At 39.2% G+C, this 24576-nt stretch carries 25 protein-coding genes; 5 read left to right on the top strand and 20 right to left on the bottom strand.

Annotated features, from left to right (window positions below; translation table 11 throughout):
- Positions 1 to 5: 5 nt before the first annotated feature.
- From F960_RS13305 to F960_RS13295, 3 genes are all read right to left on the bottom strand, one after another.
- Positions 6 to 704, bottom strand: coding sequence for an SIR2 family NAD-dependent protein deacylase (locus F960_RS13305; protein ID WP_035374016.1), 699 nt, complete (start codon positions 702 to 704; stop codon positions 6 to 8).
- Between the two features lie 165 nt (positions 705 to 869).
- Positions 870 to 2114, bottom strand: coding sequence for an MFS transporter (locus tag F960_RS13300; RefSeq protein ID WP_042073626.1), 1245 nt, complete (start codon positions 2112 to 2114; stop codon positions 870 to 872).
- 72 nt (positions 2115 to 2186) lie between these two features.
- Positions 2187 to 3262 (bottom strand): IS3-like element ISAba20 family transposase gene (locus F960_RS13295; RefSeq protein WP_085945815.1). Its coding sequence is split into 2 segments (ribosomal slippage): positions 2187 to 3010 and positions 3010 to 3262, totalling 1077 coding nucleotides; the frame shifts between segments, so codons are not numbered across the junction.
- Positions 3263 to 3768: 506 nt separating this feature from the next.
- Between F960_RS13295 and F960_RS13285 the strand changes: the two genes are divergently transcribed.
- Positions 3769 to 4941 carry a hypothetical protein gene (locus tag F960_RS13285; protein ID WP_004865978.1) on the top strand — a complete coding sequence of 391 codons (1173 nt, stop codon included), beginning with the start codon at positions 3769 to 3771 and terminating at the stop codon, positions 4939 to 4941.
- Positions 4942 to 5007: 66 nt separating this feature from the next.
- Here F960_RS13285 and F960_RS13280 read toward each other — a convergent pair whose 3' ends face one another.
- From F960_RS13280 to F960_RS13210, 15 genes are all read right to left on the bottom strand, one after another.
- Complete coding sequence (locus F960_RS13280; protein WP_004865976.1) at positions 5008 to 5760, bottom strand: SDR family NAD(P)-dependent oxidoreductase; 753 nt, start codon at positions 5758 to 5760, stop codon at positions 5008 to 5010.
- A 156-nt stretch (positions 5761 to 5916) separates the two neighbouring features.
- Positions 5917 to 6261, bottom strand: coding sequence for a hypothetical protein (locus F960_RS13275; RefSeq protein ID WP_004865974.1), 345 nt, complete (start codon positions 6259 to 6261; stop codon positions 5917 to 5919).
- A 21-nt stretch (positions 6262 to 6282) separates the two neighbouring features.
- On the bottom strand, positions 6283 to 6612 hold the full coding sequence (locus F960_RS13270; protein ID WP_004865972.1) for a hypothetical protein: 330 nt from the start codon (positions 6610 to 6612) through the stop codon (positions 6283 to 6285).
- A 153-nt stretch (positions 6613 to 6765) separates the two neighbouring features.
- Positions 6766 to 7545, bottom strand: a complete 780-nt coding sequence (pcaD, locus tag F960_RS13265) for a 3-oxoadipate enol-lactonase (protein ID WP_004865970.1) — start codon at positions 7543 to 7545, stop codon at positions 6766 to 6768.
- Positions 7546 to 7613: 68 nt separating this feature from the next.
- A complete protein-coding gene (gene pcaF / locus F960_RS13260) occupies positions 7614 to 8819 on the bottom strand; it encodes a 3-oxoadipyl-CoA thiolase (RefSeq protein WP_004865968.1) in 1206 nt (401 codons plus the stop codon).
- A 302-nt stretch (positions 8820 to 9121) separates the two neighbouring features.
- Positions 9122 to 9772 (bottom strand): 3-oxoacid CoA-transferase subunit B, encoded by a 651-nt coding sequence (locus F960_RS13255; protein WP_004865967.1) that lies wholly within the window; start codon positions 9770 to 9772, stop codon positions 9122 to 9124.
- Between the two features lie 20 nt (positions 9773 to 9792).
- Entirely contained in the window at positions 9793 to 10464 is a 672-nt protein-coding gene (locus F960_RS13250) for a 3-oxoacid CoA-transferase subunit A (RefSeq protein WP_004865965.1), read from the bottom strand.
- Between the two features lie 29 nt (positions 10465 to 10493).
- Positions 10494 to 11714 carry a benzoate/H(+) symporter BenE gene (gene benE / locus F960_RS13245; protein WP_004865964.1) on the bottom strand — a complete coding sequence of 407 codons (1221 nt, stop codon included), beginning with the start codon at positions 11712 to 11714 and terminating at the stop codon, positions 10494 to 10496.
- A gap of 63 nt (positions 11715 to 11777) precedes the next feature.
- Positions 11778 to 12563, bottom strand: a complete 786-nt coding sequence (benD, locus tag F960_RS13240) for a benzoate diol dehydrogenase BenD (RefSeq protein WP_004865963.1) — start codon at positions 12561 to 12563, stop codon at positions 11778 to 11780.
- A 245-nt stretch (positions 12564 to 12808) separates the two neighbouring features.
- Positions 12809 to 13825: a benzoate 1,2-dioxygenase electron transfer component BenC gene (gene benC / locus F960_RS13235; protein WP_004865962.1), complete on the bottom strand. Its 1017-nt coding sequence runs from the start codon at positions 13823 to 13825 to the stop codon at positions 12809 to 12811.
- 86 nt (positions 13826 to 13911) lie between these two features.
- Positions 13912 to 14421: a benzoate 1,2-dioxygenase small subunit gene (gene benB, locus F960_RS13230; protein WP_004865961.1), complete on the bottom strand. Its 510-nt coding sequence runs from the start codon at positions 14419 to 14421 to the stop codon at positions 13912 to 13914.
- A complete protein-coding gene (benA, locus tag F960_RS13225; protein ID WP_004865960.1) occupies positions 14418 to 15812 on the bottom strand; it encodes a benzoate 1,2-dioxygenase large subunit in 1395 nt (464 codons plus the stop codon). Before benA ends, benB begins: the two co-directional genes overlap by 4 nt.
- Positions 15813 to 15899: 87 nt before the next feature.
- On the bottom strand, positions 15900 to 16820 hold the full coding sequence (gene catA, locus F960_RS13220) for a catechol 1,2-dioxygenase (RefSeq protein ID WP_004865958.1): 921 nt from the start codon (positions 16818 to 16820) through the stop codon (positions 15900 to 15902).
- Between the two features lie 157 nt (positions 16821 to 16977).
- Entirely contained in the window at positions 16978 to 17268 is a 291-nt protein-coding gene (gene catC, locus F960_RS13215; RefSeq protein WP_004865956.1) for a muconolactone Delta-isomerase, read from the bottom strand.
- Positions 17269 to 17282: 14 nt separating this feature from the next.
- Entirely contained in the window at positions 17283 to 18392 is a 1110-nt protein-coding gene (locus tag F960_RS13210) for a muconate/chloromuconate family cycloisomerase (protein ID WP_004865955.1), read from the bottom strand.
- Between the two features lie 115 nt (positions 18393 to 18507).
- Between F960_RS13210 and F960_RS13205 the strand changes: the two genes are divergently transcribed.
- Positions 18508 to 19422: a LysR family transcriptional regulator gene (locus F960_RS13205; protein ID WP_004865953.1), complete on the top strand. Its 915-nt coding sequence runs from the start codon at positions 18508 to 18510 to the stop codon at positions 19420 to 19422.
- A 124-nt stretch (positions 19423 to 19546) separates the two neighbouring features.
- Here F960_RS13205 and F960_RS13200 read toward each other — a convergent pair whose 3' ends face one another.
- Together F960_RS13200 and F960_RS13195 are read right to left on the bottom strand one after the other, a co-directional pair.
- Positions 19547 to 20470: an alpha/beta fold hydrolase gene (locus F960_RS13200; protein WP_004865951.1), complete on the bottom strand. Its 924-nt coding sequence runs from the start codon at positions 20468 to 20470 to the stop codon at positions 19547 to 19549.
- 13 nt (positions 20471 to 20483) lie between these two features.
- Positions 20484 to 21023 carry a PadR family transcriptional regulator gene (locus F960_RS13195; protein WP_004865949.1) on the bottom strand — a complete coding sequence of 180 codons (540 nt, stop codon included), beginning with the start codon at positions 21021 to 21023 and terminating at the stop codon, positions 20484 to 20486.
- A 138-nt stretch (positions 21024 to 21161) separates the two neighbouring features.
- On the opposite strand from F960_RS13195, the gene F960_RS13190 reads away from it, so the two are divergent.
- From F960_RS13190 to F960_RS13180, 3 genes are all read left to right on the top strand, one after another.
- Positions 21162 to 23186 (top strand): NADPH-dependent 2,4-dienoyl-CoA reductase, encoded by a 2025-nt coding sequence (locus F960_RS13190; protein ID WP_004865947.1) that lies wholly within the window; start codon positions 21162 to 21164, stop codon positions 23184 to 23186.
- A gap of 135 nt (positions 23187 to 23321) precedes the next feature.
- A complete protein-coding gene (locus F960_RS13185) occupies positions 23322 to 23729 on the top strand; it encodes a nuclear transport factor 2 family protein (RefSeq protein ID WP_004865945.1) in 408 nt (135 codons plus the stop codon).
- Between the two features lie 116 nt (positions 23730 to 23845).
- Positions 23846 to 24565, top strand: a complete 720-nt coding sequence (locus tag F960_RS13180; RefSeq protein WP_004865943.1) for an SGNH/GDSL hydrolase family protein — start codon at positions 23846 to 23848, stop codon at positions 24563 to 24565.
- Positions 24566 to 24576 lie beyond the last annotated feature (11 nt).

Here is a 24576-nt window from a genome sequence, read left to right as displayed (position 1 = left end):
GATATTTAGGTCTGCAACTGTTTAAATAACAACTTCATACCCTCAGTTGCAGTCATATTTAAACATTGATACAGATAAGGAACACGGCTGGCATCCGCTTTTGGATCGATATAATAAGCATCACAATATTCTGGAATACCATGTACCAAACCAGCAACAGGGTATACCGAAAGCGTTGAACCGATCACGATGAAAATATCTGCATCGTGAATGAGTTTTATGGCTTCTTCATAGGCAGGAACAGCTTCTCCAAACCACACCACGTGCGGACGAAGCGGATATCCTTCTGGGCATTTGTCTTTTTCAAGATCAAGCTCAGTACCTTCTATAGGATAAAATTCTTGAGAATATTGAGCATCGGGTTTAGAGCTTTTTGCTAAACGAATATTGCCATGTAAATGTAGAACATTTTGACTGCCAGCACGTTCATGTAAATCATCAATATTTTGCGTAATGACGTGCGTATTATAATAATTATCAAGATCAGCAATGATCTTATGTGCAAGATTGGGCTCAGCGTCTATGATATTTTTACGCCTTTCATTATAAAATCTTTGAACCAACGCAGGGTCTTTTTGCCATGCTTCTGGTGTTGCAACTTGCTGAATATCATAGTTTTCCCAAAGCCCATCATGATCACGGAAAGTACTGATACCACTTTCAGCACTCATGCCGGCACCTGAAAAGATTACAAGTTTTTTCATCATTTGTTTTAAATTATTGTTTAGAGTATCCACTATAACAAATGTGATGTAATACAACAATTTAATTCAGAACTTTTTCATTTTATAAATTAAAAAAGGTCTATTGAAGACCTTTTTCAAATAATTATTTATGCTTGTAAATTAATCTGCTATTGAGTGCAAAATTTAATCATCATGATGTAAATATTTTGGTTTTTTCGGAAGTTTAGAGCTACAGAAAATACAAATAAGAAGCATAATAATCACATAAATAAAGAATGTATTTTCATGTCCTACATTTTTGAACTGTAACGCTACAGCTGGAGCTGAACCACCAAATATGGCATTACCAACAGCATAAGCAAAGCCTACGCCTAGCGCACGCACATATGGAGGGAACATCTCAGCTTTCACAATACCGCTGATCGATGTATAAAAACTCAAAATCATCATCAAGAAAATGAGTAAAAGTGTCACAATCACAGGCGAATAACTGAAATGGTGCATACCAAAAACCATCACAGGATAGATAAAGATCGCAGATAAAATACTAAAGCTCAGCATAGATGCTCGACGCCCGATTTTATCGGAAATGATCCCGAAAATAGGCTGTGCACACATATATACAAATAAGGCAATGGTCATCATATAACCGGTGATTTTATCGCTAAAGCCTAGACTTGAAATATAGGTTTTTGAATAAACGGTGAGTACATAAAAGACCAGTGAGCCTGCTGAGGTAAAGCCAACGACTAATAAAAAAGGACGCCATTCTTTGGTAAGCATTTCTTTTAAGCTACCAGAGCCTTCTTTTTTAGAGTCTTCTTCTGTTAAGGTTTCTTTGAGGTGACGACGAGCAAAGAAGGATAAAATGGCTACACATCCTCCGATGATAAATGGAATACGCCAACCACCATCTTGAAGTTGTTCTTTACTCATGAGCGCCAATAAGATCACTCCAAGCAGGCTAGCTAATAACTGACCACCAGAAAGGGTGACATATTGAAATGAAGAATAAAAACCACGTTTACCTTTTTGAGCGACTTCGCTCATATAGGTTGCGACAGTACCGTACTCACCACCGACGGATAAGCCTTGTAACAAGCGAACCGCAAGTAATAAAAATGGTGCTAAGGCACCAACCTGCGCATAGGTTGGCAATGCAGCAAAGAGAAATGAACTAATCGCCATTAAGGTAATCGAAATCGTCATAGAGGTTTTACGACCATAGCGATCACCAATCCAACCAAATAGCCAACTCCCAATCGGACGCATAAAGAAGCTTGCAGCAAAGACCCCCCAAACATAAATTGCTTTAGAGGATTCACTCATATTTGGATCGGTGAGGGCATGTTGGAAATATATGGCAAATGAGGCATATATATAGAAATCAAACCATTCAACCAAATTCCCCGAAGCTGCTCCGACGATCGCTTTGACACGACTGGCTTGGTAATACCCCCATTTTTAATTGAATTAATGGGTAGAAAATCTAAAGCCTTGTTATTGTTTAAAAATAGGTGGACAACCATTTACTGACATATGAGGTCGTTCATGATTATAAAAGTACTGCCAGTCAGTTGTATAGTCCTGCACCTCGCTCAGATCTCGAAATAAATATTGATTTAGACACTCATAACGTACTGTACGATTAAATCGCTCAACATATGCATTTTGCTGTGGATTGCCTGGTTGAGTAAATACATGCTCAATACCATGCTGATCACACCACTTTTCCATCAGCTCACTTATATACTCTGGGCCATTGTCGGTTCTAATGCGTTTAGGTTTACCTCGCCATTCAATGAGCTGATCAAGTCCTCTCAGCACACGTTCTGCTGGCAACGAAAAGTCAATCAATATATCCAATGACTCGCGATTATAGTCATCAATCACGTTGTGAACTCGATAACTACGTCCATCACTGAGTTGATCATACATAAAGTCCATTGACCATGATTCATTCTTAGCTGTCGGTACTGCAAGGGTTTCAGGCTGTTCTCGTTTAATCCGCTTATTAGGCTTGATTCTTAAATTAAGCTCAAGCTCCTTATAAATGCGATAGACACGTTTGTGGTTCCATTTGTATTTTTTAACATTACGCAAATACAGGAAACAAAGCTTGAAGCCCCATGTTTTATGATCATTGGTTAATTGAATCAACCATTCGGCAATCTGTTGATTCTCTTCATCTAAACGAGCTTTATAGCGATAACACGTTTGACTGACTTTAAAAATTAAGCAGGCCATGCTGATTGAAATCTTAAATTGCTCAGTAGCTTGCTGAGCAAGTGACTTTCGCTGAACAGGCCTTAAAACTTTTTTAAAAGTGCATCTTGCAAGATGTCTGACTTTAGCCGCTCATCAGCATACATGCGTTTTAAACGGGCATTTTCAGCCTCAAGTTCTTTAAGCCGCGTCATCATTGAAAGATCCATGCCGCCATATTTGGACTTCCACTTGTAGAATGTAGCAGAGCTCATACCATGTTCGCGGCACAAGTTCGGTATGGGTGTTCCTGCTTCAGCTTGCTTCAAGATACTCATGATCAAGCTGTCTGAATACTTAGATGTTTTCATAGAAAATCTCCTTAAATCAAGGTTATTCGATTTTCTACTTTTAAACTCAATTATTTTTAGGGAGGATTACCGCTTCATCATGTAACTCTGCTTTTTTTGCTGAATCCATAAAATCCCTATCCATTTCACATTATTGTAATTCAAAGTTTTGTCACTTATATATTTTAAAATTTAATTTAAAAAGTAAGGCTTGTATTCAACAAAAAAGCACACAGAAGAAATAAAAGTATTATGAAATCAATATCATTTTATAATTGCTTTATCTCTCAAAATATGAGAAATAAACTCGATGTTGTGCGGGGAAATGTATTGAATTGTATGTAATTAATCATTTTAAAGTTTTGCATTTGGCTAAATATTTGAATATTTTTTAAGTTATAAGTATAAAAAAAAAGCTATATTTTATGCTAGATTAAGGACTTCAATGTTTTTGAGTTTTTCGCTCTTTATACGTTTATTTAAACTTTTAAATGACTAAAAAACATAAATGATGATAAGGAAAAAAGATGACTAAATTATATTTTATTGCGAATAATCAAATTCATATTTATGAGAATAATAAGACAGTGACTATGCCATGTCAGGCAATTGATCAATATAAAAAAAATCTGGATGAAATTCGACAAAGAAAAGAATGGAAAATGAAAGGCACGGGGGCACAGTTTATGGGGCTCAATCGCTATGATGAAGATGAGGGCTATGGTCTAGCCTATGCAACAGATGCTGTGGTTTTGGATTCAGAAAACATTATATATAGTGCAAGACTGGACGACGGGATGGCAATCAATATCAAACCCATCCAAAATCTACAAGATACAGAAGGTTTAGTACTCCGAAAAAATGATTTTATTGCCCAAGATATGGCATTTGATCATTTTAAAAAGCGTTTGGTCTTATCTGTTCAAGAACAACAAGGTTATGGGACGCATTTGTGTATTTTACCTTTGGATTCAAATCGTTCCCAATTTATCACTGAGGGGGAGTGCATTGATGCAAATCCAATCTTTGATCCACATCATGTAGACCAAATTTATTATGATTCTTGCGGGTTAGGAGGTGGTGAAAACGGTGTATTCCTTGGTCCTCGTGAAATTTTTCATTTGGATTTGAGTACTGGTGAATTAGAAACGAAATTTGCAGATCCTAAATATGATTTTCTAAAACCTCAGATTGATCAGCAGGGTTCTTTGTATTTTATTCAAAGACCTTATTTAAGGGCAGGGCAAACGGAGTCATCTTTTGGATTTTTTAAAGATATTATTCAAGCGCCGTTTAAAATTATCCGTGCAATCGTTGGTTGGTTGGACTTTTTCACACAACGTTATTCTGGTGAGTCACTTAAAACAAGTTCGAAAACGGCAGGGCAAAATCCAGCAATTGATAAACAAAAGTCTGAAGAGGAACTTTTTGTTGAAGGAAATTTGATCAAAGCACAGAAGAACCTAGAAGCAAATAGTAAGAAGGGTGAAAAATACCCCGGCACAATTCCAAATTCTTGGCAGTTGATGAAACGATCTCGTGATGGTCAAGTAACGCTGGTTAAAAAAGGCGTGATGAGTTTTGCGGTTAAAGATGATTCTATTTTATATTCAAATGGGAAATATCTGATTGAATTAAAATCAGATTTATCTGAAGAAAAACTGGTTGAAGCAAAATTAATTTCAAAAATTATTGTATAAACATCTGAGAGAGATCATTTTTAATTCAATGAGAGCTAAAGTATAGCTCTCATTTTTTTGAGTCTATTATTTTTTAACGACATTAAAACCATTAAAACTTTGCATCACTGGCATGAGTTCGATGCGGTTAACATTGACATGCTCAGGAAGCGCTAAAATCCAGTCTACGGTATTGGCAATATCTTCTGGTGATAACGCTTTAACGCCATCATAGACATTATCAGCCTTATTTTGGTCGCCGTGGAAACGTACCAAGGAGAATTCTGTACCACCACAAAGTCCCGGTTCAATATTGGTCACGCGAATATTATATCCAGCCAAGTCAGCACGTAAATTTAGACTAAATTGTTCAACGAAGGCTTTGGTTCCACCATAAACATTTGCACCTGGGTAAGGATAATTACCAGCAACCGAGCCCATGTTGATGATCGTTCCTTTATTGTTTTTTACAAAATAAGGCAAAAGAACATGGGTGATGGTCACTAGGCCTTTAATATTGGTGTCAATCATACGATACCAATCATCAAGGCTGGCTTTATCAGCACTAGCTAAACCTAGTGCTAAGCCGGCATTGTTGACCAATGCATCAATTTTATCAATTTTGAAATCTTCTGGAAGTGATTCAAGTTTTGTCGCGATCGAATCAAGCTCAGTCATATCGATTACGAGAGGATAAAATTGGTCTTTTAACTCATTTTTTAGTTCAGCTAGTTTATCTTCACGGCGCGCGACACCAATGACTTTGTGACCATGTTCCACTAACAATTTACTGATATGGTAACCAAAACCTGTTGATGCACCTGTAACAACCACTAACATGATGAATTCCTTTTGAAATTTTTATATCAAGATTATAAATCAAGTCTTAGACTAACATAAGAGCAGTTCAAAAAAGTGCTGATTTTTCGTATTTTGAGCTGCTTTTTAGTTGATTTTTACCTTGTTTTTCAATGTTTATTTGTACTTGGTGATGGCTTATTTTTTATTGAGTAATTTAAGTGATTTAAAGAAATATAGCTTCTCATTTTCAGCCGGACCGACGATACGTCCTTTATTTACTTCTAGTTTAAAATCAGCGAGAACTTTGCGTCCGACGTATTTGGGATCTATTTGTTCGCCACCACTATTTGGATCTTCTAAAAACCAATTTCCGCAAAGTTCTTGGCAATAGACATTATAGATTCTTTTCTGATCTTTGATTTCTAAGAAAGTATCATCGATACCGCCACCATGTACGATGGTGTATTCAGCAGGTTTGGCATAAGTCAGCGTTGAGCAAAGACCAAGTGATAAGGCTAGACTGATGAATTTAGTTTTCATTGTTTTCTCTATTTAGGTGGATTAAAGGAGTTTCATATATTTAATAAAATAGAATTTTTCATCATCCGAAGGACCGGCAACACGACCCTTATTCTGTTCAAATTTAATTTCTGCTTGAACTTTTTTACCAATATATTGTTTTTTTAGCGTTGATATTTCATCGTCTGGCTCAAAGCAATCACCGCATTTTGTATTGCAATATGCTGTATATTTTTTGGAATTTTGGTTTTGGAGGGTTAATTGCATATCATCATTTCCACCTCCAGATATGATTTTATAGGTCTCAATTTTGGCAAAACTTTGTGTTGAAATCAGCACAATGAATGTGCTGATTAATATGTTTTTTATCATTTTGGTTCCTCATTTATTATTAAATAATAAAAATATAGCTATCAATTAGATTTATAAGTTTTTAACGAGATAGAAGAAAATTTAACATAAAAAATCCCCACTGAGGTGAGGATTTTTATAACGATTTGATGTTTATTGCTGATCTAATACAGATTATGCAGAAATAAAATTGTCCAATGCCACGTTGAAATCATTTGGCAATTCAACATTTGAAATATGAGAAGCATTAATTTCAAACATTTCTGCATTTTCAATGCGATCAAGCATATATTGACCATCGACCACTGTTGTTACAGGATCTTGTTGACCTGCAACGATGAGCACTGGTACTGGGATCGTTTTAAGTTGTTCGCGTAAATCCGCTTTAGCCAAAGCTTCACAGCAACTTGCATAACCTTCGGAGCTGCCAGCTGCCAAATCGTTACTCATCGCGTCCACAACTGCTGCGTGGCTTTGGATAAAGGGTTCGGTAAACCAACGTAATGCTGCGGTTTCTGCAATCGGTTTTAGACCTTGTTCGCGCACAAGTTTTGCACGATCAAGCCAAGCTTGTTCTTGTCCGATTTTAGCTGCTGTATTGCATACAGTTACATGGTTAAAACGTTCTGGCTTGTTGATTGCAAGCCATTGTCCAGTTAATCCACCCATTGAAATACCACAAAAGTCAGCTTTTGCAATATTGAGATGATCTAATAAATTTACAACATCTTGACCAAGCTGATCAATACTATAAGGGCCTTTTGGAGCAGATGATTGACCATGACCACGTGTGTCATAACAGATCACAAAATGGTTTGTCTTAAAATAATCAATCTGTGTTTGCCACATACTAAATTTAGTGCCCAAAGAATTTGAAAATATTAGGGCAGGGTTGTGAGCATCACCAAAAGTTTGATAATTGATTTCGGCATCATTGGATGTAAATGTTGGCATCAGTATTCCTTTATATTTGATTCTTTAGTCATTCCCTTCTTTATGTAGAAGGGAATGACAGATAGGCTTTATACACGTTCAATAATCAAGGCAATCCCTTGACCTACACCGATACACATTGAACAAAGCGCATATTTTCCTTGAATCTCTTCAAGTTGATTTAATGCTGTAGTCACCAAACGAGCACCTGATGCGCCAAGTGGATGACCAATCGCAATCGCGCCACCATTTGGATTGACACGTGCTTCGCCATCTTGCAGTCCAAGATCACGTGTAACGGCTAGCGCCTGCGCCGCAAATGCTTCATTGAGTTCAATGACATCCATTTGCTCCAGTGTTAAACCTGTTTGTTTAAGTAGTTTTTTAATCGCAGGTGCAGGACCAAAGCCCATGATACGTGGCTCAACACCAACTGTAGTCGCACCGATGATTTTGGCACGGGCTTTTAAACCATAAGCTTGAACTGCATCATCAGAAGCAATCAATACGGCACAAGCACCATCATTGATTCCTGAAGCATTTCCAGCAGTCACTGTACCATCAGCCTTAACAACAGGTTTGAGCTTGGTTAAGCCTTCTAAAGTCGTTGAGGCACGTGGATGTTCATCTTGTGCAACAACGACAGCATCGCCTTTACGCTGTGGGATCGTAACTGGAATAATTTCCTTATCGAAAAAGCCACGTGCTTGAGCAGCTGCAGTACGTTGCTGGCTTGTCAATGCAAATGCATCTTGATCAGCACGATTGACATTGAACTGTTCTGCGACATTTTCAGCAGTTTGCGGCATGCTTTCCACGCCATACATTTCTTTCATTTTTGGGTTGATGAAACGCCAACCCATCGTGGTATCTTCGATTTTTTGTGTACGGCCAAAAGCGCCTTCAGACTTGCCCATCACATAAGGTGCACGTGACATCGATTCAACCCCACCTGCAATGATGAGATTTGCTTCACCGACTTTAATGGCACGAGCCGCCATCGCAACAGCATCAAGCGATGAACCGCATAAACGATTGACTGTGGTTGCTGGTGCTTGAAATGGTACACCCGCTAAAAGTGCTGACATACGCGCAACGTTACGGTTATCTTCGCCTGCTTGGTTTGCACAGCCATAAATCACATCGTCGACTTGTTCCCAGTTGACTGATGGATTGCGTTCGATCAAGGCTTTGATGGGTAATGCGCCCAAATCATCAGCACGTACAGGAGCTAGACCACCTGCATAGCGGCCAAATGGAGTGCGAATAGCATCGATGATATATGCGTTTTTCATTTCATATGTTCCATTTTATATATTTAAAGCTCCTCCCTTTTCTAAAGGGAGGTTGGGAGGGATTTTAAAATCTCCCTAAATCCGCCTTGACTTCCCCCTTTTTCAAAGGGAGACTTGCTCATTTGTGAGAAATGAGCTTTCCGATACATTTTGCATAAAGCCTCCCTTTCTAAAGGGAGCTTGGGGGATAATCCCCCTAAATCCATCTTTACTTCCCCCTTTATCAAAGGGGTTTTTAATCCCCCTAAATCCCCCTTTAAAAAAGGGGGACTTTGATATCTTCTAAAAGGAGGGACGATCCCTTATACTGTAGCGTCAGTCAATTTTGCACCTGTTAAGCTTTGCAATTCTTCAAAGCTTAAACCATCCACTTTTTCAATCACTTTTAAGCCATCAGCAGTCACATCAATCACACATAAATCTGTATAAATGCGGTCTACGCAATTTTTACCCGTAACGGGGTAGCTCAATTCCGCTACGATTTTAGGTTCACCTTTTTTAGTGACATGGTCTGTGGTGATAAATACTTTTTTAGCACCTACAGCCAAATCCATCGCACCACCAACCGCAGGAATCGCATCAGGCGCACCTGTATGCCAGTTCGCAAGGTCACCATTTTCAGCAACTTGGAATGCACCAAGCACTGCTATATCAAGGTGTCCGCCACGCATCATGGCAAATGAATCACCGTGATGGAAAAATGCACCGCCGGTAAGCATGGTGACAAATTCTTTACCCGCATTGATCAATTCTGGATCTTCTTGTCCTTTTTCTGGTGGTGGACCAAAAGCCAATAAACCATTTTCAGAGTGTAAAAATACGTCTTTGTCTGAAGGTAAATAGCTGGCAATTTTGGTTGGTAATCCAATACCTAAATTGACATAAGCACCATCTGGAATATCTTGGGCAACACGTTCTGCAATTTGATCGCGAGTCAGTTTGTTATAGCTCATTATGAATCTCCCAATCCAAATTATTGTGCAGGTTTTACAGCAACAACATGCTGAACGAAAATACCAGGAGTGATGATGTGTTCTGGGTCTAATGCACCGAGTTCAACCACTTCAGCCACTTGTGCAATGGTGCAATCGGCAGCCATCGCCATAATTGGTCCAAAGTTTCGTGCCGCTTTACGATAAACGAGGTTGCCCCAACGATCACCTTGCTCTGCTTTAATCAAAGCAAAATCTGCGCGAATTGGATTTTCCAAAACGTAATCTTTACCTTCAAAATTCAGCGTTGCCTTGCCTTCCGCCAATAAAGTTCCAAATCCAGTTGGAGTATAAATAGGACCTAAACCCATACCTGCAGCTTGGATACGGCAAGCAAGGTTTCCTTGTGGCACCAATTCCAATTCAATTTCGCCAGCGCGATAAGCTTCATCAAAAATATAAGAATCAGACTGACGTGGGAATGAACAGATAATTTTACGGACAGCACCAGCTTTAATCAGTTTAGCCAATCCATAATCGCCATTGCCTGCGTTGTTGTTGATAATGACCAAATCTTTTTTGCCCAGTTCAATCAACCCATCAATCAGTTCAGCAGGCTGTCCTGCTGTTCCAAACCCGCCAATCATGATGGTTGAACCATCCTTAATTTTTGAAAGCACTTCTGTTAATGAAGCTGAACTTTTATCAATCATAATCTTTCCTAATTAAACAGCGACCACATTTACGCTTCGTTAGAAGTGGATTGTGGTAATGGAATTGCTTGAGCTTTACGCTTGGTTAAAATTAAATGCGCAATGATCCCAATGCAAATTCCCCAGAAAACAGAACTTAAACCTAGAAAATGCATACCAGATGCAGTTGCTAAAAACGTGATCAATGCTGAATCACGCTGTTCATCACTTTTCATTGCCACGGTAATGTTGGTTGCAATCGCACCGAGTAGGGCAAGCCCTGCTAGTGCTGCGACCAGTTCCTTTGGTAGCATGCTAAATAGCATAACAATACTACCTGCAAAGATTCCGCCTAAAATATAGAACACACCGTTCGCGATTCCCGCAATATAGCGTTTCTCTTTAAGCTCATGTGCATGTTCGCCTGTACAAAGCGCAGCAGTAATCGAAGCCAAAACAATGGTAATCCCGCCAACACAAGCAACAGCTAAAGACGCAATACTGGTAATACTAATAATCGGTTTGGCAGGTACGTCATAACCGCTCAATTTGAAAATAGCCATACCCGGCAAAAACTGACCTGTTAAACTCACTAAAATCAGTGGAATTGCCAAGTTTAAAGTCGAACTCCATGTCCATTCAGGCATGATGAACTGTGGAATGGCTATACTGAAATCAACATTGACCGGATTCATTTTTCCAAAAATCAGGCTTAGAGCAACACCGCATACCAACACCCAAACCATGCTGTAGCGAGGTGAAAAGCGTTTTGCGATCAGAAAACACAACAACATGCCAAATACGATCATTGGCATGGTATCTGTGGCTTTAAAGAGTCCTAAACCAAATTGCACCAATATCCCAGCCATCATTCCCGCTGCAATATCATGTGGAATCCATTTCAATAATTTATCAAAATATCCAGAAATGCCGACTAAGAAAATAACAATAGCAGAGGTGATGTAAGCGCCCACAACTTCATTAAGGGAAATATGCGGAAATAATGTGACCAAAAGTGCCGTACCGGGTGCAGACCATGCGGTGATCACGGGCACTTTAAACTTGATCGAAAGGAAGATACCTGCGACAGTAGCACCGATTGAAATGCCCCAAATCCATGAGATCATCATGGCATTGGATACATTAGCTTTTTGTGCTGCTTGGAAAAAGATGATCAGTGGTCCTGAATATGAAATCAAAACCGCCAAAAAACCGGCCACTGTTGCTGAAAATGACCAGTCATCTTTTAATGTTTTTATCAGGTTTGCCATCTATTGCCTCCTTGCAAAGTCACCTGTTGTAACATAAAACCTTTAATGACTAAAAATCGAGGATTAACCTCGATCTCCGCCACCAACAGGAACAACAGTTCCAGTCATATATGAGGATTCATCTGAAGCCAAGAATGCAATCGCATTGACTTGTTCTTGGATGGTTCCATATCGTCCAAGGAATGTACTGTCAATGGTTTGATCAACAACATCTTGCATCCATTGTTTTTCATTTTCAGAAAGTGGGTTGTTATTTCTTTGCACTTTTCTTGGAGGAGCTTCTGTTCCACCAGTGGCAATGGCATTTACGCGGATATTGTCTTTGGCGTGTTCAAATGCCAATGAAACAGTCAGTGCATTTACGCCGCCTTTTGATGCGGAGTATGGGATTCTATTGATCCCTCGAGTTGCAATCGACGAAACATTTACAATCGTACCTTTCTGATTTTTGATCATTTCAGGTAGGACTGCATGGCAACACCAAAGTGTAGGGAAGAGTGAACGGTTAACTTCTTTGATGATTTCTTCTTCAGTAAATTCCTGAAAAGGTTTCATCCAAATTGCGCCACCGACATTGTTGATCAAAACATCAACTCGACCATAGCATTCTAGGGCTTTTGCAACGACAGCTTGTGCGCCTGCATAGGTTTCTAGGTCTGCATTTATCGTGTAGCCAGAGCCACCGTTTGCTTTAATTTCTGCAAGGACTTCTTCTACATAGTCTGAGCGATCAGCGAGGATGACTTGTGCGCCTTCTGATGCGACTTGTAGTGCAACGCCACGGCCGATTCCTTGGGCGCTACCTGTTACGATGATGATTTTGTCTTTAAATCTTTGGCGATCTGACATTTGTTCTCCATACTGTTATTTTAAGTCTATGGAATTTAACTCTACATAAACTTAAATAACGATGAGCAAGACGGTGTCTTAATAAGATATATTTTGATGTAGGTTTAACCTTCGGTTCGACCTACTTTTGTTTAAGTAAAATTAAACAAAACGCTTGTTGGACAGATGGACTACATCCTTGTAGCCCCTGTCCAACTTATCGGCATCCTGCCTTGTCGCGATAGTTTTTGATTGATCTAAGCTAATTAGTTAGCAGAGAATTTCTCAAATAAGAAGTTTTTCGGTTTCACGCCAGCGTTATCTAACCAACCACGTACAGCTTCTACCATTGGAACTGGTCCGCAAAGATAGATGTCAACTTCACCTGCATTTAACCATTCGTTATCGACATGACCAGTGACATAGCCTTTACGTTGATGTTGGCTGTCTTCATGTGCAACAACTGTGCGGTATTCAAACCACGGGAATTTGTCTTGAAGTTCGTTAAGTTTTTCAAGTGCAACCAAGTCAAAATCATTGGTCACGCCAAAGACTAAACGTACAGGATGTTCTGAACCTTTTTCTTCTAATACCTGCAGCATGGACATGAATGGAGCAATTCCTGTACCACCTGCAAGCATGAGAACTGGGCGAGTAACATCACGTAAGTAGAAGCTACCAAAAGGACCTGTAAATGTCATTTTGTCGCCAGCTTTGGCGTTTTTGCTTAAAAAATCACTCATTTTGCCGTTTGGAACATTACGAACCACAAAGCCAGTCAAGCGATTGCCTGGTTTTGAGCTAAATGAATAAGAGCGAGTTTCTTCTAAACCTGGGATTCCAACATTGACATATTGTCCTGCAAGGAAATGAATATCAGGTTGACCTTCATCTAACTGGATATCAAATGTAATGGTTGAATCAGATAAGTTTTCTACACGAGAAAGCGTACCTTCAAATTTGTGAATTTGAGTTTTACATACATCTGATGACGCTGCGATTTTAAATACAGCATCAGAAGTCGGTTTACATTGGCAAGCCAAAATAAAACCTTCTTCAGCTTCTTCAGGTGTTAAGGCATCTTCAATATAATTTTCTTCTGGCATATCATAACTACCAGATTCGCAGAAAGCACGACACGTACCACATGCACCATCGCGGCAATCAAGAGGAATATTGATTTTCTGGCGATATGCTGCATCTGAAAGTGATTCACCATCAGTAACTGATATAAAACGAGTAACGCCATCTTCAAATTGAAGTGCAACATTGTGGTTTGACATGGCTTTGTGTCCTACTAAAAAATTTGAAACTATATTTTGAGCTTCAGCACATATTCCTTATGCTGAAGCGTTTGCCTTTTTTGGGTTTATAAGTGATAAATATCAATAACTTGGTTGATATAATCGTTTTTAAGTACTACATACTTACTTAAAATTTTAGGTTGATCACCTGAAAAATCAATTTCATAGCGTGACATACCAAAATAGTTGTAAGTTGTTTTATAACGGAAGCTGAGTGTGCTCCAGTTAAAACGAACAGTTGCTTTGTCACCATTGATTTCAATGATTTCGATATTTGCAATATTGTGACTGGTACGTGTATCAGGCATAGTTGCTGATGAGCGTTCAGTTTTAATACGGAAAATACGATCTTCCAGACCTTGGCGGTCAGGGTAGTAAATCAATGAGATTTCAGCTTGTGGATCTTCAGTCAAACGATCATCATCATCCCAAGCAGGCATCCAAAAAGGTGCGCTTGGTGCATAACAATCTAACCAATCATCCCATTGTTCATCATCTAAAAAACGTGCTTCGCGGTAGAGAAACTGGCTAACTTTTTCGATGCTGATTTTGTCAGTTTGTACGACAGCATTCATGCAGTTTCTCCTGATTCAGCGACAGCTTGTGCAAGTTCTTTCTCTTGTGCGATGCCTTTTTTCACTGCTTTTAACCAGTATTGATGTTGAGCCAAATAAAGCCCTTCATCTTCTGTTTTGATACAGCTAATCAATGGTTTTAAACCGATTTCATTTGCAACATCGTCAGGACCTTGTACCCAGTGTTTTGAACCACGGCACATATCATTCCATTCGAGTTCGATACCAGCATAACCCGCTTGGCAAGCACGAAATTCTTCTAAATCATCAGGAGTTGCCATACCAGAAGCATTAAAGAAATCTTCGTATTGGCGAATACGACGAGCACGTGCTTCAGGTGCTTCACCTACAGGAGCGATGCAATAAATCGTCACTTCTGATTTGCTTGGTGAAATAGGGCGTACTACACGGATTTGTGAACCAAATTGATCCATGAGATATACGCTCGGATAAATACACAAATTACGTGAGCGCTCAATCATCCATTTAGACATTGCTGCACCATATTTTTCTGTATATTCATCTGCTTTAGGGAAGTTTGGACGGTCTTCTGGATTGCCCCATTGAGTCCAAAGGAGCATATGACCATTTTCAAAACCGTATGATCCACCACCTTGTTTACCCCAAGAACCTGCACTCATTGCGCGAACATTGTCACCAGCTTCTTTTTCTTTACGCTGTTGAGTTGTTGCTGCATAGTTCCAGTGAACTTGAGAAACGTGGTAACCATCTGCACCATTTTCTGCAGTAAGTTTCCAGTTGCCTTCAAATGTATAAGTTGAAGCACCGCGTAACACTTCTAAACCTTGATCAGACTGATCTACGATCATGTCGATAATTTTAGTGGTTTCACCTAAAAATTCTTCAAGTGAAGGTACGTCTGGATTTAAGCTACCAAATAAAAAGCCTTTGTAGCTTTCAAATCGAGCAACTTTTTTCAGGTCATGTGAACCGTCTTTATTGAAGCAGTCCGAATATCCGGCATCTGCTGGATCTTTAACTTTAAGTAATTTTCCAGAGTTGTTAAATGTCCAACCATGGAAAGGGCAAGTATAAGTTGCTTTGTTGCCACGTTTATAACGACAGAGCTGTGCTCCGCGGTGCGAACAGGCATTGATCATTGCATTGAGTTCACCATTACGGTTACGAGCAATGACAATCGGCTGACGACCCATATAAGTGGTGTAGTAATCGTTATTATTTGGAATTTGGCTTTCGTGAGCAAGGTAAACCCAGTTGCCCTCGAAGATATATTTCATTTCAAGATCAAATAAAGCTTGATCGGTAAATACTGAGCGATGAAGTTTAAATTCACCAGTTTCATAATCATCTACAAGTAATTCGTCAATACGATCTAAATGGCTTGTATTAATCACAGGAATTCGAGGCATGTCCGTTCTCCGAGTTTCCAATGTTTGGGGAAGTCCCCAAGACTTACGTGACTAAGTCTTGGTTCCTAAAATGTACTGACTTTACAATTATGCGCTAGCGCGACGGCGGTCTACTTCGCTTGTTGGCGCAGCAGTTTTGTCTTTAACAAGCTCAACATTGAATGTGATGTGTTTGAATGCTTTATCTACACCACGACGTGCAATTTCAGCTTCATCAGCAACATCAACAGCAGTAGCAACTAAGCCATCACGAGTTGCGAATGCAAAATCGTCCCAAAGGTATTTGTCACCTTCGATATTGAACTGAGTTGTCAATTTACGATAGCCAGGCGCTGAAACGAAGTAATGAACGTGAGAAGGACGGTTACCGTGACGACCCAATAAGTTAAGAACAAATTGAGTTGTGCCTTCAGGAGGGCAACCATAACCTACAGGCATCGTTGTTTGAGCAACATATTGACCATTTTCATCGCTTAAAATCGTGCGGCGAAGGTTAAAATCAGATTGTGATTTATCAAAGAAAGAGTAGTTGCCTAGGCTGTTTGCATGCCAAACTTCAACTTTTGCGTTTGGAATGATGTTGCCATCAGTATCTGTTACTTTACCTTCGATGAATAAAGTATCAACGTGGTCAGATTCAGAACCATCATCCATACGAGCGAAACCTACTGATTCAGGTGCGCCAGCTACATATAATGGACCTTCGATGGTACGTGGAGTACCGCCAGTGATACCTGCTTTAGCGTCAGCTTCATCAGCACGAAGATCAAGATAATGCTCTAAGCCAAGACCAGCAGCTAACAGACCAAGCTCATTTGCTTTACCCGCATCAGCAAAATACTCAAGACCTTTCCAAACTTCAGTAGAAGAAAGATCTAGATCTTCGATTGCTTGAAATAAATCCCCAAGTAAACGTACTACAACTTGTTGGATACGTGGATTTACTTCACCTGTAGCGGTGTCCACGTTCATTTGTTTTACTAATTTATCGATTTCTTGACGGTTCATACTATTGCTCCTTAAGTATGAGAGGTTTTGTACATGGTGGACTATGCTTGCGTTTGCTAGCTCCCGCGCCCACCCGTTTCCTTGTTTCAAATGTCCAAAGTCATTTTGGACAATTTGTCGATTTACAATTACAAAAAGAAAATTTACTGCTTAATGATCAACTGTCATCTTCACGAACAGAAGAAGGGTGACGGTTGAGTGCCATTACTTCCATATTCATATATGGATAAAGTGGCAGTCCTTGCAAAATGTTGTGCAATTCTTCATTACTTTCTACGTCGAAAATACTGATATTTGAATATTGACCAGTGATACGCCAAATGTGACGCCATTTGCCTTGACGCTGTAATTCCTGTGAATATGCTTTTTCACGAGCTTTGATCTCGGTAGCAGTTTCTACTGGCATATCCAGTGGAATGTTGACGTCCATGCGAACTTGGAAAAGCATGACTTGCTCCTTGTTTATTTACGGCGTAAGTTGTCGATTTTATCTTCGTCTAATTCGATCCCTAGACCAGCTCCAGTTGGGAGTACTAGTTCAAAGTTTTCGTAACGAAGAGGCGTTTTTAAAATTTCTTGAGTCAGCAATAATGGTCCGAACAACTCAGTGCCATACGCTAGGTTTTCAAAGGTTGAGAATGCATGTGCAGATGCGATCGTTCCAACAGGACCTTCGAGCATCGTACCGCCATACAAATCAATCCCTGCAAGTTTTGCGATATTGGCAACTTCACACGCTTCATGTAGACCAGCAGATTGCGCAATTTTGATTGCGAAAACTGATGCAGCACTACGTTTTGCGAGCTGGTATGCACTTTGAGGGCCGGATAATGACTCATCAGCCATAATTGCGATATCAAACTTTCGTGTAAGACGTTCCATTGCATCAATGTTGTCTAGGGCACAAGGCTGTTCAATCAGGTCAATACCACCGTCTTGCAACATTTGAATGCCACGAATCGCTTCAAGTTCAGACCAAGCACGGTTGACATCAACACGAATTGAAATGTCATTGCCTAAAGCTTTTTTGATCGCCAATACATGTTCAACATCTGCTTCTACAGGGTTAGAACCGATTTTGAGTTTAAATACGTTGTGGCGTTTTAACTCGATCATCTTTTTCGCTTCAGCGATATCTTTTTCTGTATCACCAGAAGCCAGTACCCAAAGAACTGGGACACCTGTGCGTAGACGACCACCTAGCAATTCACTGAGTGGTAGACCCAAACGCTGCGCTTGAATATCAAGAAGAGCCGTTTGAATTGCACATTTTGCAAAACGGTTGCCATTGATCGTTTTACGAATCAATTTTAACGTTTGTGCAACGTTTAGATTTTTAACAGAAGTGAGCAGTGGTGCGAAATACGTATCGATGTTAGTCTTTACGCTTTCTGGGCTTTCTTCGCCATAACTTAAACCACCGATCGTGGTTGCTTCGCCCCAACCAACGATGCCATCCTCTGTTGTCACTTTAATCAGAACAACAGTTTGCGTTTGCATCGTCGCAACAGATAGTTTGTGCGGGCGAATCGTAGGAATATCTACGAGTATAGTTTCAACTGATTTATACATATTGATGCTTTGCAGTCTTGATTTCCGTTTCTCTTACCTATACCTTAAAAGAATGATTGGACGCTGTCTAAGATCAAATTAGCATTTTTTTATACTTTTAAGGTATGGTGTGGTCATGGAACTCAGACATTTAAGATACTTTGTTGCCGTCGTGGAAGAGCAAAGCTTTACCAAAGCGGCAGAAAAGTTGTTTATTGCACAACCACCATTAAGTCGCCAAATTCAAAATCTAGAAAATGAACTAGGAATTCAATTATTTGAGCGCGGAAGTCGACCACTGCAAACAACGCAAGCAGGACAATTTTTTTATCAACACGCTGTTAAACTTTTGTCGAATGCCGAAGAAATCAAAGCTATGACAAAACGTGTCGGTACAACTGATCGTGTCATGCGGATGGGCTTTGTTGCTTCACTTTTATACGGTTTATTACCCCGTATTACTTATTTATTTCGTCAACAACAACCCAATTTAAAAGTTGAATTGATTGAAATGAGTACAAAAGATCAGATTCAAGCATTAAAAGAAGGGCGTATAGATGTAGGATTTGGACGATTACGAATTTCAGATGCTGCTGTACGGCGGGTTTTACTTCGTGAAGAACCTTTGATGGTCGCAGTGCATAGTAGTCATCCATTTTCCAATAAAACAGAAGGCGTATATTTGGCAGAGATCGCCGAAGAAAACATGTTCTTCTATCCGACGACATCAAAACCTAACTTTTCGACGCAAATGCAAAGTATATTTTCAGAGCATGGTTTAGAGCCTCGATACTCTAAAGAAGTCCGTGAAATACAGTTAGCACTAGGTTTGGTTGCCGCAGGAGAAGGGATTTGTGTCGTGCCAGATAGTGCGAGAACGATTCAATTTCCACATTTAAAATATATCCCATTGCTAGATGCCGATGCCTTTAGTCCAATTTTCTTGGCAACACGAAATCTGGATGAAAGCGAGGATATTCATGCTTTATTTGATTGTATTTATCAAATCTATGATTTAGAAGCGATTAAATATGACCGTGCAGGCTTCTAGCTGAGTATTTTTAATGTGAAAAGCTAATGTAAATGTATGGACTAAACACAGTACAAACAATTTACAATAGCTTTAAAAATAAATGAGTTATTCGTTAACTCATTTATTTTTTTAACGAATTTTTTCAAATTGCAAAGAGTGTGGTTTTCTCTAAAAAATGTTGAATTTCACGGCTAAATTTAACTGGTTCAGTCAATAATGGCGTATGACCAGATCGCTTAAATATAATGGTTTCAGCATTTTTTAAACTTTTAGCAATCTTTTTTTGCCCCTTAGATGGGTACAAGCTGGATTGTTTACCGATAAAAAAAGTCGTAGCACATTCAAGCTCACTAATGGCTTGGCGGTAGTCTTCGTTGTGATTTAGATAATTGTCGATATACCACGTAAGATAATCTAAGCGATAAATTGGCAGGATATGTTTTTGTAATTTAGGCTGTTTTAAAGCCAATTTAAATAAAATCGGAGTAATTTTATTGCTGCCTTGTAAGCGAATAAAGTCTAACCAAAGATTAACTAATTTTTCGCGTGAATCTTCTGGTAAATCTTCAACTAAATTGTAATCAGAATATTGATGTAAAAAAGTCGATAATTTATTTAATAATCCTTTGAATCTTTCATATTTTGATCCAAATAATCCATAGTCCCAAGTATCGTCTGTCGCGATTTTAGGTGTTTGATCAATATGCAAATAGGCTTTCAATTTATCTTTTAGATTTGAATATTGCATACCATGCATGGAAGTGGTCGCACCCATAGAATACCCAATAAGTATAAAATCATTGAGCTCTAATTGATCAATCAAACTTTCTACATCATTCCAGTGGCTGTGTATGGCATCCATATTTTCAGGAATTTTACAGCGACGTGAACCACCAAAACCACGCCAATCAGGGATAATGAACTTATATTTTTTAAAATTTGGAAATAGAAAAGGGATCCATTGCCAGCTTTGCATGCCAAGACCGGATAACACTAATACAGGTTCACCTTGACCTATTTCACGAACAAATAATTGTTCACCATCTGGCATCGTATATCGTGGCATAATTTTTTACCTTTTATTCTTTAAATTTTTTAAATTGGGGAATCGCAGCTTCTAACCAGTTAATCCAGCCGATTTCCAAATCTATACCCAATTGTAAAACCATTTTATGAATAATTAATGTTCTATCATTGTTATCTTTTTCATTAAAATCTTTTGAGTAAATTTCTTGATAAGTTGCGAGATTTTGACGATGAATTTCAAGATGTTTTTCCAATTCATCTATGATCTTATTGCCCCCCAATTGTGCCTCCGCCCGCATTTTTACCATCAATTCAGAGCGAAAATCAGAAGGTGGTTGTTGCGTGCTCATCCATTGGGCAAGTTCCTGTCGTCCTAGGGCTTCAACTTGATAGGTTTTTTTTCGACTTGATGAATCAGCGTCTTCAAGTGTTGAAACCCAGCCTTTTTTGAGCATGGCGGCCAATTCACGATAAATTTGTTGATGTGTCGCTGACCAGAAAAATCCCATTGAACGGTCAAAACGACGAGCCAAATCGAAACCTGTACTTGGTTTTTCTAGTAGGCTGGTCAAAAGTACATGAGATAAAGACATCTCGATTCCATTTAATTTTGTTTGAATGATTTATTATGCAACATGTTGCATTAATTTCAAAATTGAATTATAAAACTATGCAACAAGTTGCACTAACTTTAAAAATAACAGCAAGCAGTCGCGAGCTCAGGAGCAAGTATGTCTAACTATCCACATTTGTTAGCACCTTTAGATTTAGGATTTACTACATTAAAAAATCGCGTTTTGATGGGTTCAATGCATATTGGGCTTGAAGAAGTTGAAAATGGCTATCAACGTATGGCTGCTTTTTATGCTGAACGAGCCAAAGGGGGTGTTGGACTGATCGTAACAGGTGGTATTTCTCCTAATGATGCCGGTCTCACTTTTATGGGGGGAGCGAAACTCGATACGCTTGCTGAAGCTGAAAAACATAAAGTTGTAACGCAAGCTGTGCATGATGCAGGCGGCAAAATTGCTTTACAAATTTTACATACAGGCCGTTATTCTTTTCAGCCAAATAATGTTGCACCTTCGGCGATACAAGCTCCAATCAATCCAACCAAACCGCATGCTTTAACTTCTGCAGAAGTCATGCAAACCATTAGCGATTTTGCAAATTGTGCGAAACTTGCTCAGCATGCTGGCTATGATGGTGTGGAAATCATGGGCTCGGAAGGTTATCTGATCAATGAGTTTATCGCACAGCGTACCAATCATCGTGACGATGAGTGGGGTGGTAGTTATGAAAATCGTATTCGTTTACCGATTGAAATTGTAAAAAGAACCCGTGAAGAAGTAGGTGAAAATTTCATTATCATCTATCGACTTTCGATGTTGGATTTGGTTGAAGGGGGCTCTACTTTTGAAGAAGTCGTACAACTTGCCAAAGCCATAGAAAAAGCAGGGGCAACGATTATTAATACAGGGATTGGCTGGCATGAAGCTCGTATCCCGACGATTGCGACCAAAGTTCCTCGTGCTGCTTTTACTTGGGTGACTAAAAAACTCAAAGGTTTGGTCAATATACCTTTGGTCACATCAAATCGTATCAATACGCCAGAAATGGCTGACAATGTCATTGCAAAAGGCGATGCTGATATCGTATCTATGGCTAGACCGATGCTTGCAGATGCACATTTTGTTCAAAAGGCAATCGAAGGACGCAGTGATGAGATCAATACCTGTATTGGTTGTAATCAAGCCTGTCTAGATCAGATTTTTTCTATGCAAATCGCCAGTTGTTTGGTCAACCCTCAAGCATGTTATGAAACTGAATTGATCTTTAAGCAAGCAACGCAAAAGAAAAATATCGCTGTGATTGGTGCTGGACCTGCAGGTTTAAGTTTTGCGACTTATGCAGCAGAACGTGGACATCAAGTGACTATATTTGAAGCTTCAAATCAAATCGGCGGTCAATTTAATATCGCAAAAACCATTCCTGGAAAAGAAGAGTTTTATGAAACATTGCGCTATTTTAAACGTCAAATCGATTTACAACCCAATATCACTCTACAACTCAATCATGCTGCAACTTATCAAGAATTGTCATTACAAAAATATGATGACATTGTAATTGCAACTGGGGTAACACCACGTAAATTAGACATTCAAGGGATTGATCATCCGAAAGTTTTATCTTATATCGACGTGTTGCGTGATCGTAAAACAGTAGGTAAAAAAGTTGCAATCATAGGTGCTGGTGGTATTGGTTTTGATACAGCAGAGTTCCTTTCTCATGAAGGTGAAAGTGGTAGTCTAAATCCAGAAAAATTCTATGCAGAATGGGGAATTGATACTGAGTTTGATCATGCCGGTGGTTTAAAACAGCCAAGCCTAGAGTCATCAACACGTGAAATTTATCTACTACAACGTAAAGCAAGTTCAGTCGGTGCGGGTTTAGGAAAAACTACAGGCTGGATACACCGTACTGGCTTAAAACATCGCGACGTCAAAATGATCGCAGGCGCGACATACGACAAAATTGATGATCAAGGCCTACACATCACTGTGGCAGATCAAAGCTCTATTTTAGATGTTGATCATGTCGTCGTGTGTGCAGGGCAAGAATCTTTTACTGCCTTTTATGAGCAGCTCAAAGCCGATGGAAAAAATGTCCATTTGATCGGTGGTGCCAAAGAAGCAGGTGAATTGGATGCCAAACGTGCGATACGTCAAGGTGCAGAGTTGGCAGCAGTACTTTAAGTAAATCTCATGTTTAAGGAAATGTTGTATTTATTTTAGGAAAAGGTTTGATGAGTTTTGTTGACAATCCATTCAGATCTTTTCTTAGGATGAACATAAATGTTCATAGTAAAAATATTTTAAAAGGATACTCAAATGAGCTATAGCAATACTGAGGCAGCGCTTCAAAAATGGCATGATATGATTGAATCACGTGATATGTCTATTTTAAATGACTTATTGGCAGATGATGTTGTATTTCGTTCGCCTGTTGCGTTTAAAGCCTATGAGGGTAAGCCAGTTGTCACATTTATTTTGTCTAATGTGATTCAGGTTTTTGAAAATTTTACCTATCACCGTCAGTTTTCGACTGAAGATCAACAAAGCATTGTTCTAGAATTTTCTGCCAATGTTTCAGAAAAGCAACTAAAAGGAATCGATATGATTCGTTTTAATGAAGAAGGTAAAATTGTTGATTTTGAAGTGATGATTCGTCCATTGAGTGGGTTAAATGCTTTGGCTGCACAAATGGGTGAGAGAATTAAACTGTTTAATGCAGGTTAATATTTTCTATTGCTTAAGTGTTATGGCTAAAAGGGATATTCATTAGAACCATCTTATTTTAGCCATATCCTAACTCAGTTCTCAGATGCACATGATCTTTTATAGAGGATCAACTCATGTTTTTAAAACTCTCAACTTTGGCTTTGCTTCCAGTACTGATCGTGCAAGGCAATAAAGTGAAAAAGAACACACTTCGTTTAGCCGAACCTGTTGGAGAGCGGACAGGACAAATAGGTCAGGGGCAAGCGCTTTCACTTTTGATCCTCGGTGATTCATCTGCTGCAGGTGTGGGAGTGGATTCTCAAGATGATGCTTTGTCTGGTGCGATTATTACAGAGTTGAAAGATCAATATCATCTCGATTGGACACTTCAAGCAAAATCTGGTGATACGACGAAACAAGTGCTTCACGCTGTCAAAAGTTTAGATGCTCGAAATTATGATGTTGTCATTACCTCTATGGGGGTCAATGATGTAACCAAACTGAGTTCGGCTCAGTCTTGGATGAAATTGCAAACGCAATTATTTGAACAGATTCAACAAAAATTCCAGCCGAAATTGATCATTGTTTCAGGTGTACCGCCTATGCAACATTTTCCAGCATTGCCAAATCCTTTGACTTGGTTATTTGGAAAATATGCAGCGCAAATGAATCGCCATTTAGAACACTGGGTTACAACTCAAGATCAATTTAGATTTATCCAATATGATATAAAAACATTTCAGGCACTCAATTTGCCTATGGCTCGTGATGGTTTTCATCCGAGTAAAGAGATTTATGCAATATGGGGAGAAAAGGTTGCCAGCTTCATTAGAGCGGCATTTAAGAGTGAGTAATGTGTGGAGAT

The organism is Acinetobacter gerneri DSM 14967 = CIP 107464 = MTCC 9824, from assembly GCF_000368565.1.
In the GTDB taxonomy this organism is placed as follows: domain Bacteria; phylum Pseudomonadota; class Gammaproteobacteria; order Pseudomonadales; family Moraxellaceae; genus Acinetobacter; species Acinetobacter gerneri.
This window is presented reverse-complemented; position numbering and strand designations above follow the sequence as displayed.

What these genes read in the sequence shown, in the direction of transcription:
- F960_RS13255 (WP_004865967.1), bottom strand. Translation starts at nt 9,772, where the DNA reads ATGAGCTATAACAAACTGACTCGCGATCAAATTGCAGAACGTGTTGCC.
- F960_RS13200 (WP_004865951.1), bottom strand. Translation starts at nt 20,470, where the DNA reads ATGCCACGATATACGATGCCAGATGGTGAACAATTATTTGTTCGTGAA.
- F960_RS13185 (WP_004865945.1), top strand. Translation starts at nt 23,322, where the DNA reads ATGAGCTATAGCAATACTGAGGCAGCGCTTCAAAAATGGCATGATATG.
- F960_RS13205 (WP_004865953.1), top strand. Translation starts at nt 18,508, where the DNA reads ATGGAACTCAGACATTTAAGATACTTTGTTGCCGTCGTGGAAGAGCAA.
- F960_RS13280 (WP_004865976.1), bottom strand. Translation starts at nt 5,760, where the DNA reads ATGTTAGTGGTTGTTACAGGTGCATCAACAGGTTTTGGTTACCATATC.
- F960_RS13270 (WP_004865972.1), bottom strand. Translation starts at nt 6,612, where the DNA reads ATGATAAAAAACATATTAATCAGCACATTCATTGTGCTGATTTCAACA.
- F960_RS13210 (WP_004865955.1), bottom strand. Translation starts at nt 18,392, where the DNA reads ATGTATAAATCAGTTGAAACTATACTCGTAGATATTCCTACGATTCGC.
- pcaF (WP_004865968.1), bottom strand. Translation starts at nt 8,819, where the DNA reads ATGAAAAACGCATATATCATCGATGCTATTCGCACTCCATTTGGCCGC.
- catA (WP_004865958.1), bottom strand. Translation starts at nt 16,820, where the DNA reads ATGAACCGTCAAGAAATCGATAAATTAGTAAAACAAATGAACGTGGAC.
- benD (WP_004865963.1), bottom strand. Translation starts at nt 12,563, where the DNA reads ATGTCAGATCGCCAAAGATTTAAAGACAAAATCATCATCGTAACAGGT.
- benA (WP_004865960.1), bottom strand. Translation starts at nt 15,812, where the DNA reads ATGCCTCGAATTCCTGTGATTAATACAAGCCATTTAGATCGTATTGAC.
- F960_RS13250 (WP_004865965.1), bottom strand. Translation starts at nt 10,464, where the DNA reads ATGATTGATAAAAGTTCAGCTTCATTAACAGAAGTGCTTTCAAAAATT.
- catC (WP_004865956.1), bottom strand. Translation starts at nt 17,268, where the DNA reads ATGCTTTTCCAAGTTCGCATGGACGTCAACATTCCACTGGATATGCCA.
- F960_RS13180 (WP_004865943.1), top strand. Translation starts at nt 23,846, where the DNA reads ATGTTTTTAAAACTCTCAACTTTGGCTTTGCTTCCAGTACTGATCGTG.
- benB (WP_004865961.1), bottom strand. Translation starts at nt 14,421, where the DNA reads ATGAATGCTGTCGTACAAACTGACAAAATCAGCATCGAAAAAGTTAGC.
- F960_RS13190 (WP_004865947.1), top strand. Translation starts at nt 21,162, where the DNA reads ATGTCTAACTATCCACATTTGTTAGCACCTTTAGATTTAGGATTTACT.
- F960_RS13285 (WP_004865978.1), top strand. Translation starts at nt 3,769, where the DNA reads ATGACTAAATTATATTTTATTGCGAATAATCAAATTCATATTTATGAG.
- benC (WP_004865962.1), bottom strand. Translation starts at nt 13,825, where the DNA reads ATGTCAAACCACAATGTTGCACTTCAATTTGAAGATGGCGTTACTCGT.
- benE (WP_004865964.1), bottom strand. Translation starts at nt 11,714, where the DNA reads ATGGCAAACCTGATAAAAACATTAAAAGATGACTGGTCATTTTCAGCA.
- pcaD (WP_004865970.1), bottom strand. Translation starts at nt 7,545, where the DNA reads ATGCCAACATTTACATCCAATGATGCCGAAATCAATTATCAAACTTTT.
- F960_RS13275 (WP_004865974.1), bottom strand. Translation starts at nt 6,261, where the DNA reads ATGAAAACTAAATTCATCAGTCTAGCCTTATCACTTGGTCTTTGCTCA.
- F960_RS13195 (WP_004865949.1), bottom strand. Translation starts at nt 21,023, where the DNA reads ATGTCTTTATCTCATGTACTTTTGACCAGCCTACTAGAAAAACCAAGT.
- F960_RS13305 (WP_035374016.1), bottom strand. Translation starts at nt 704, where the DNA reads ATGAAAAAACTTGTAATCTTTTCAGGTGCCGGCATGAGTGCTGAAAGT.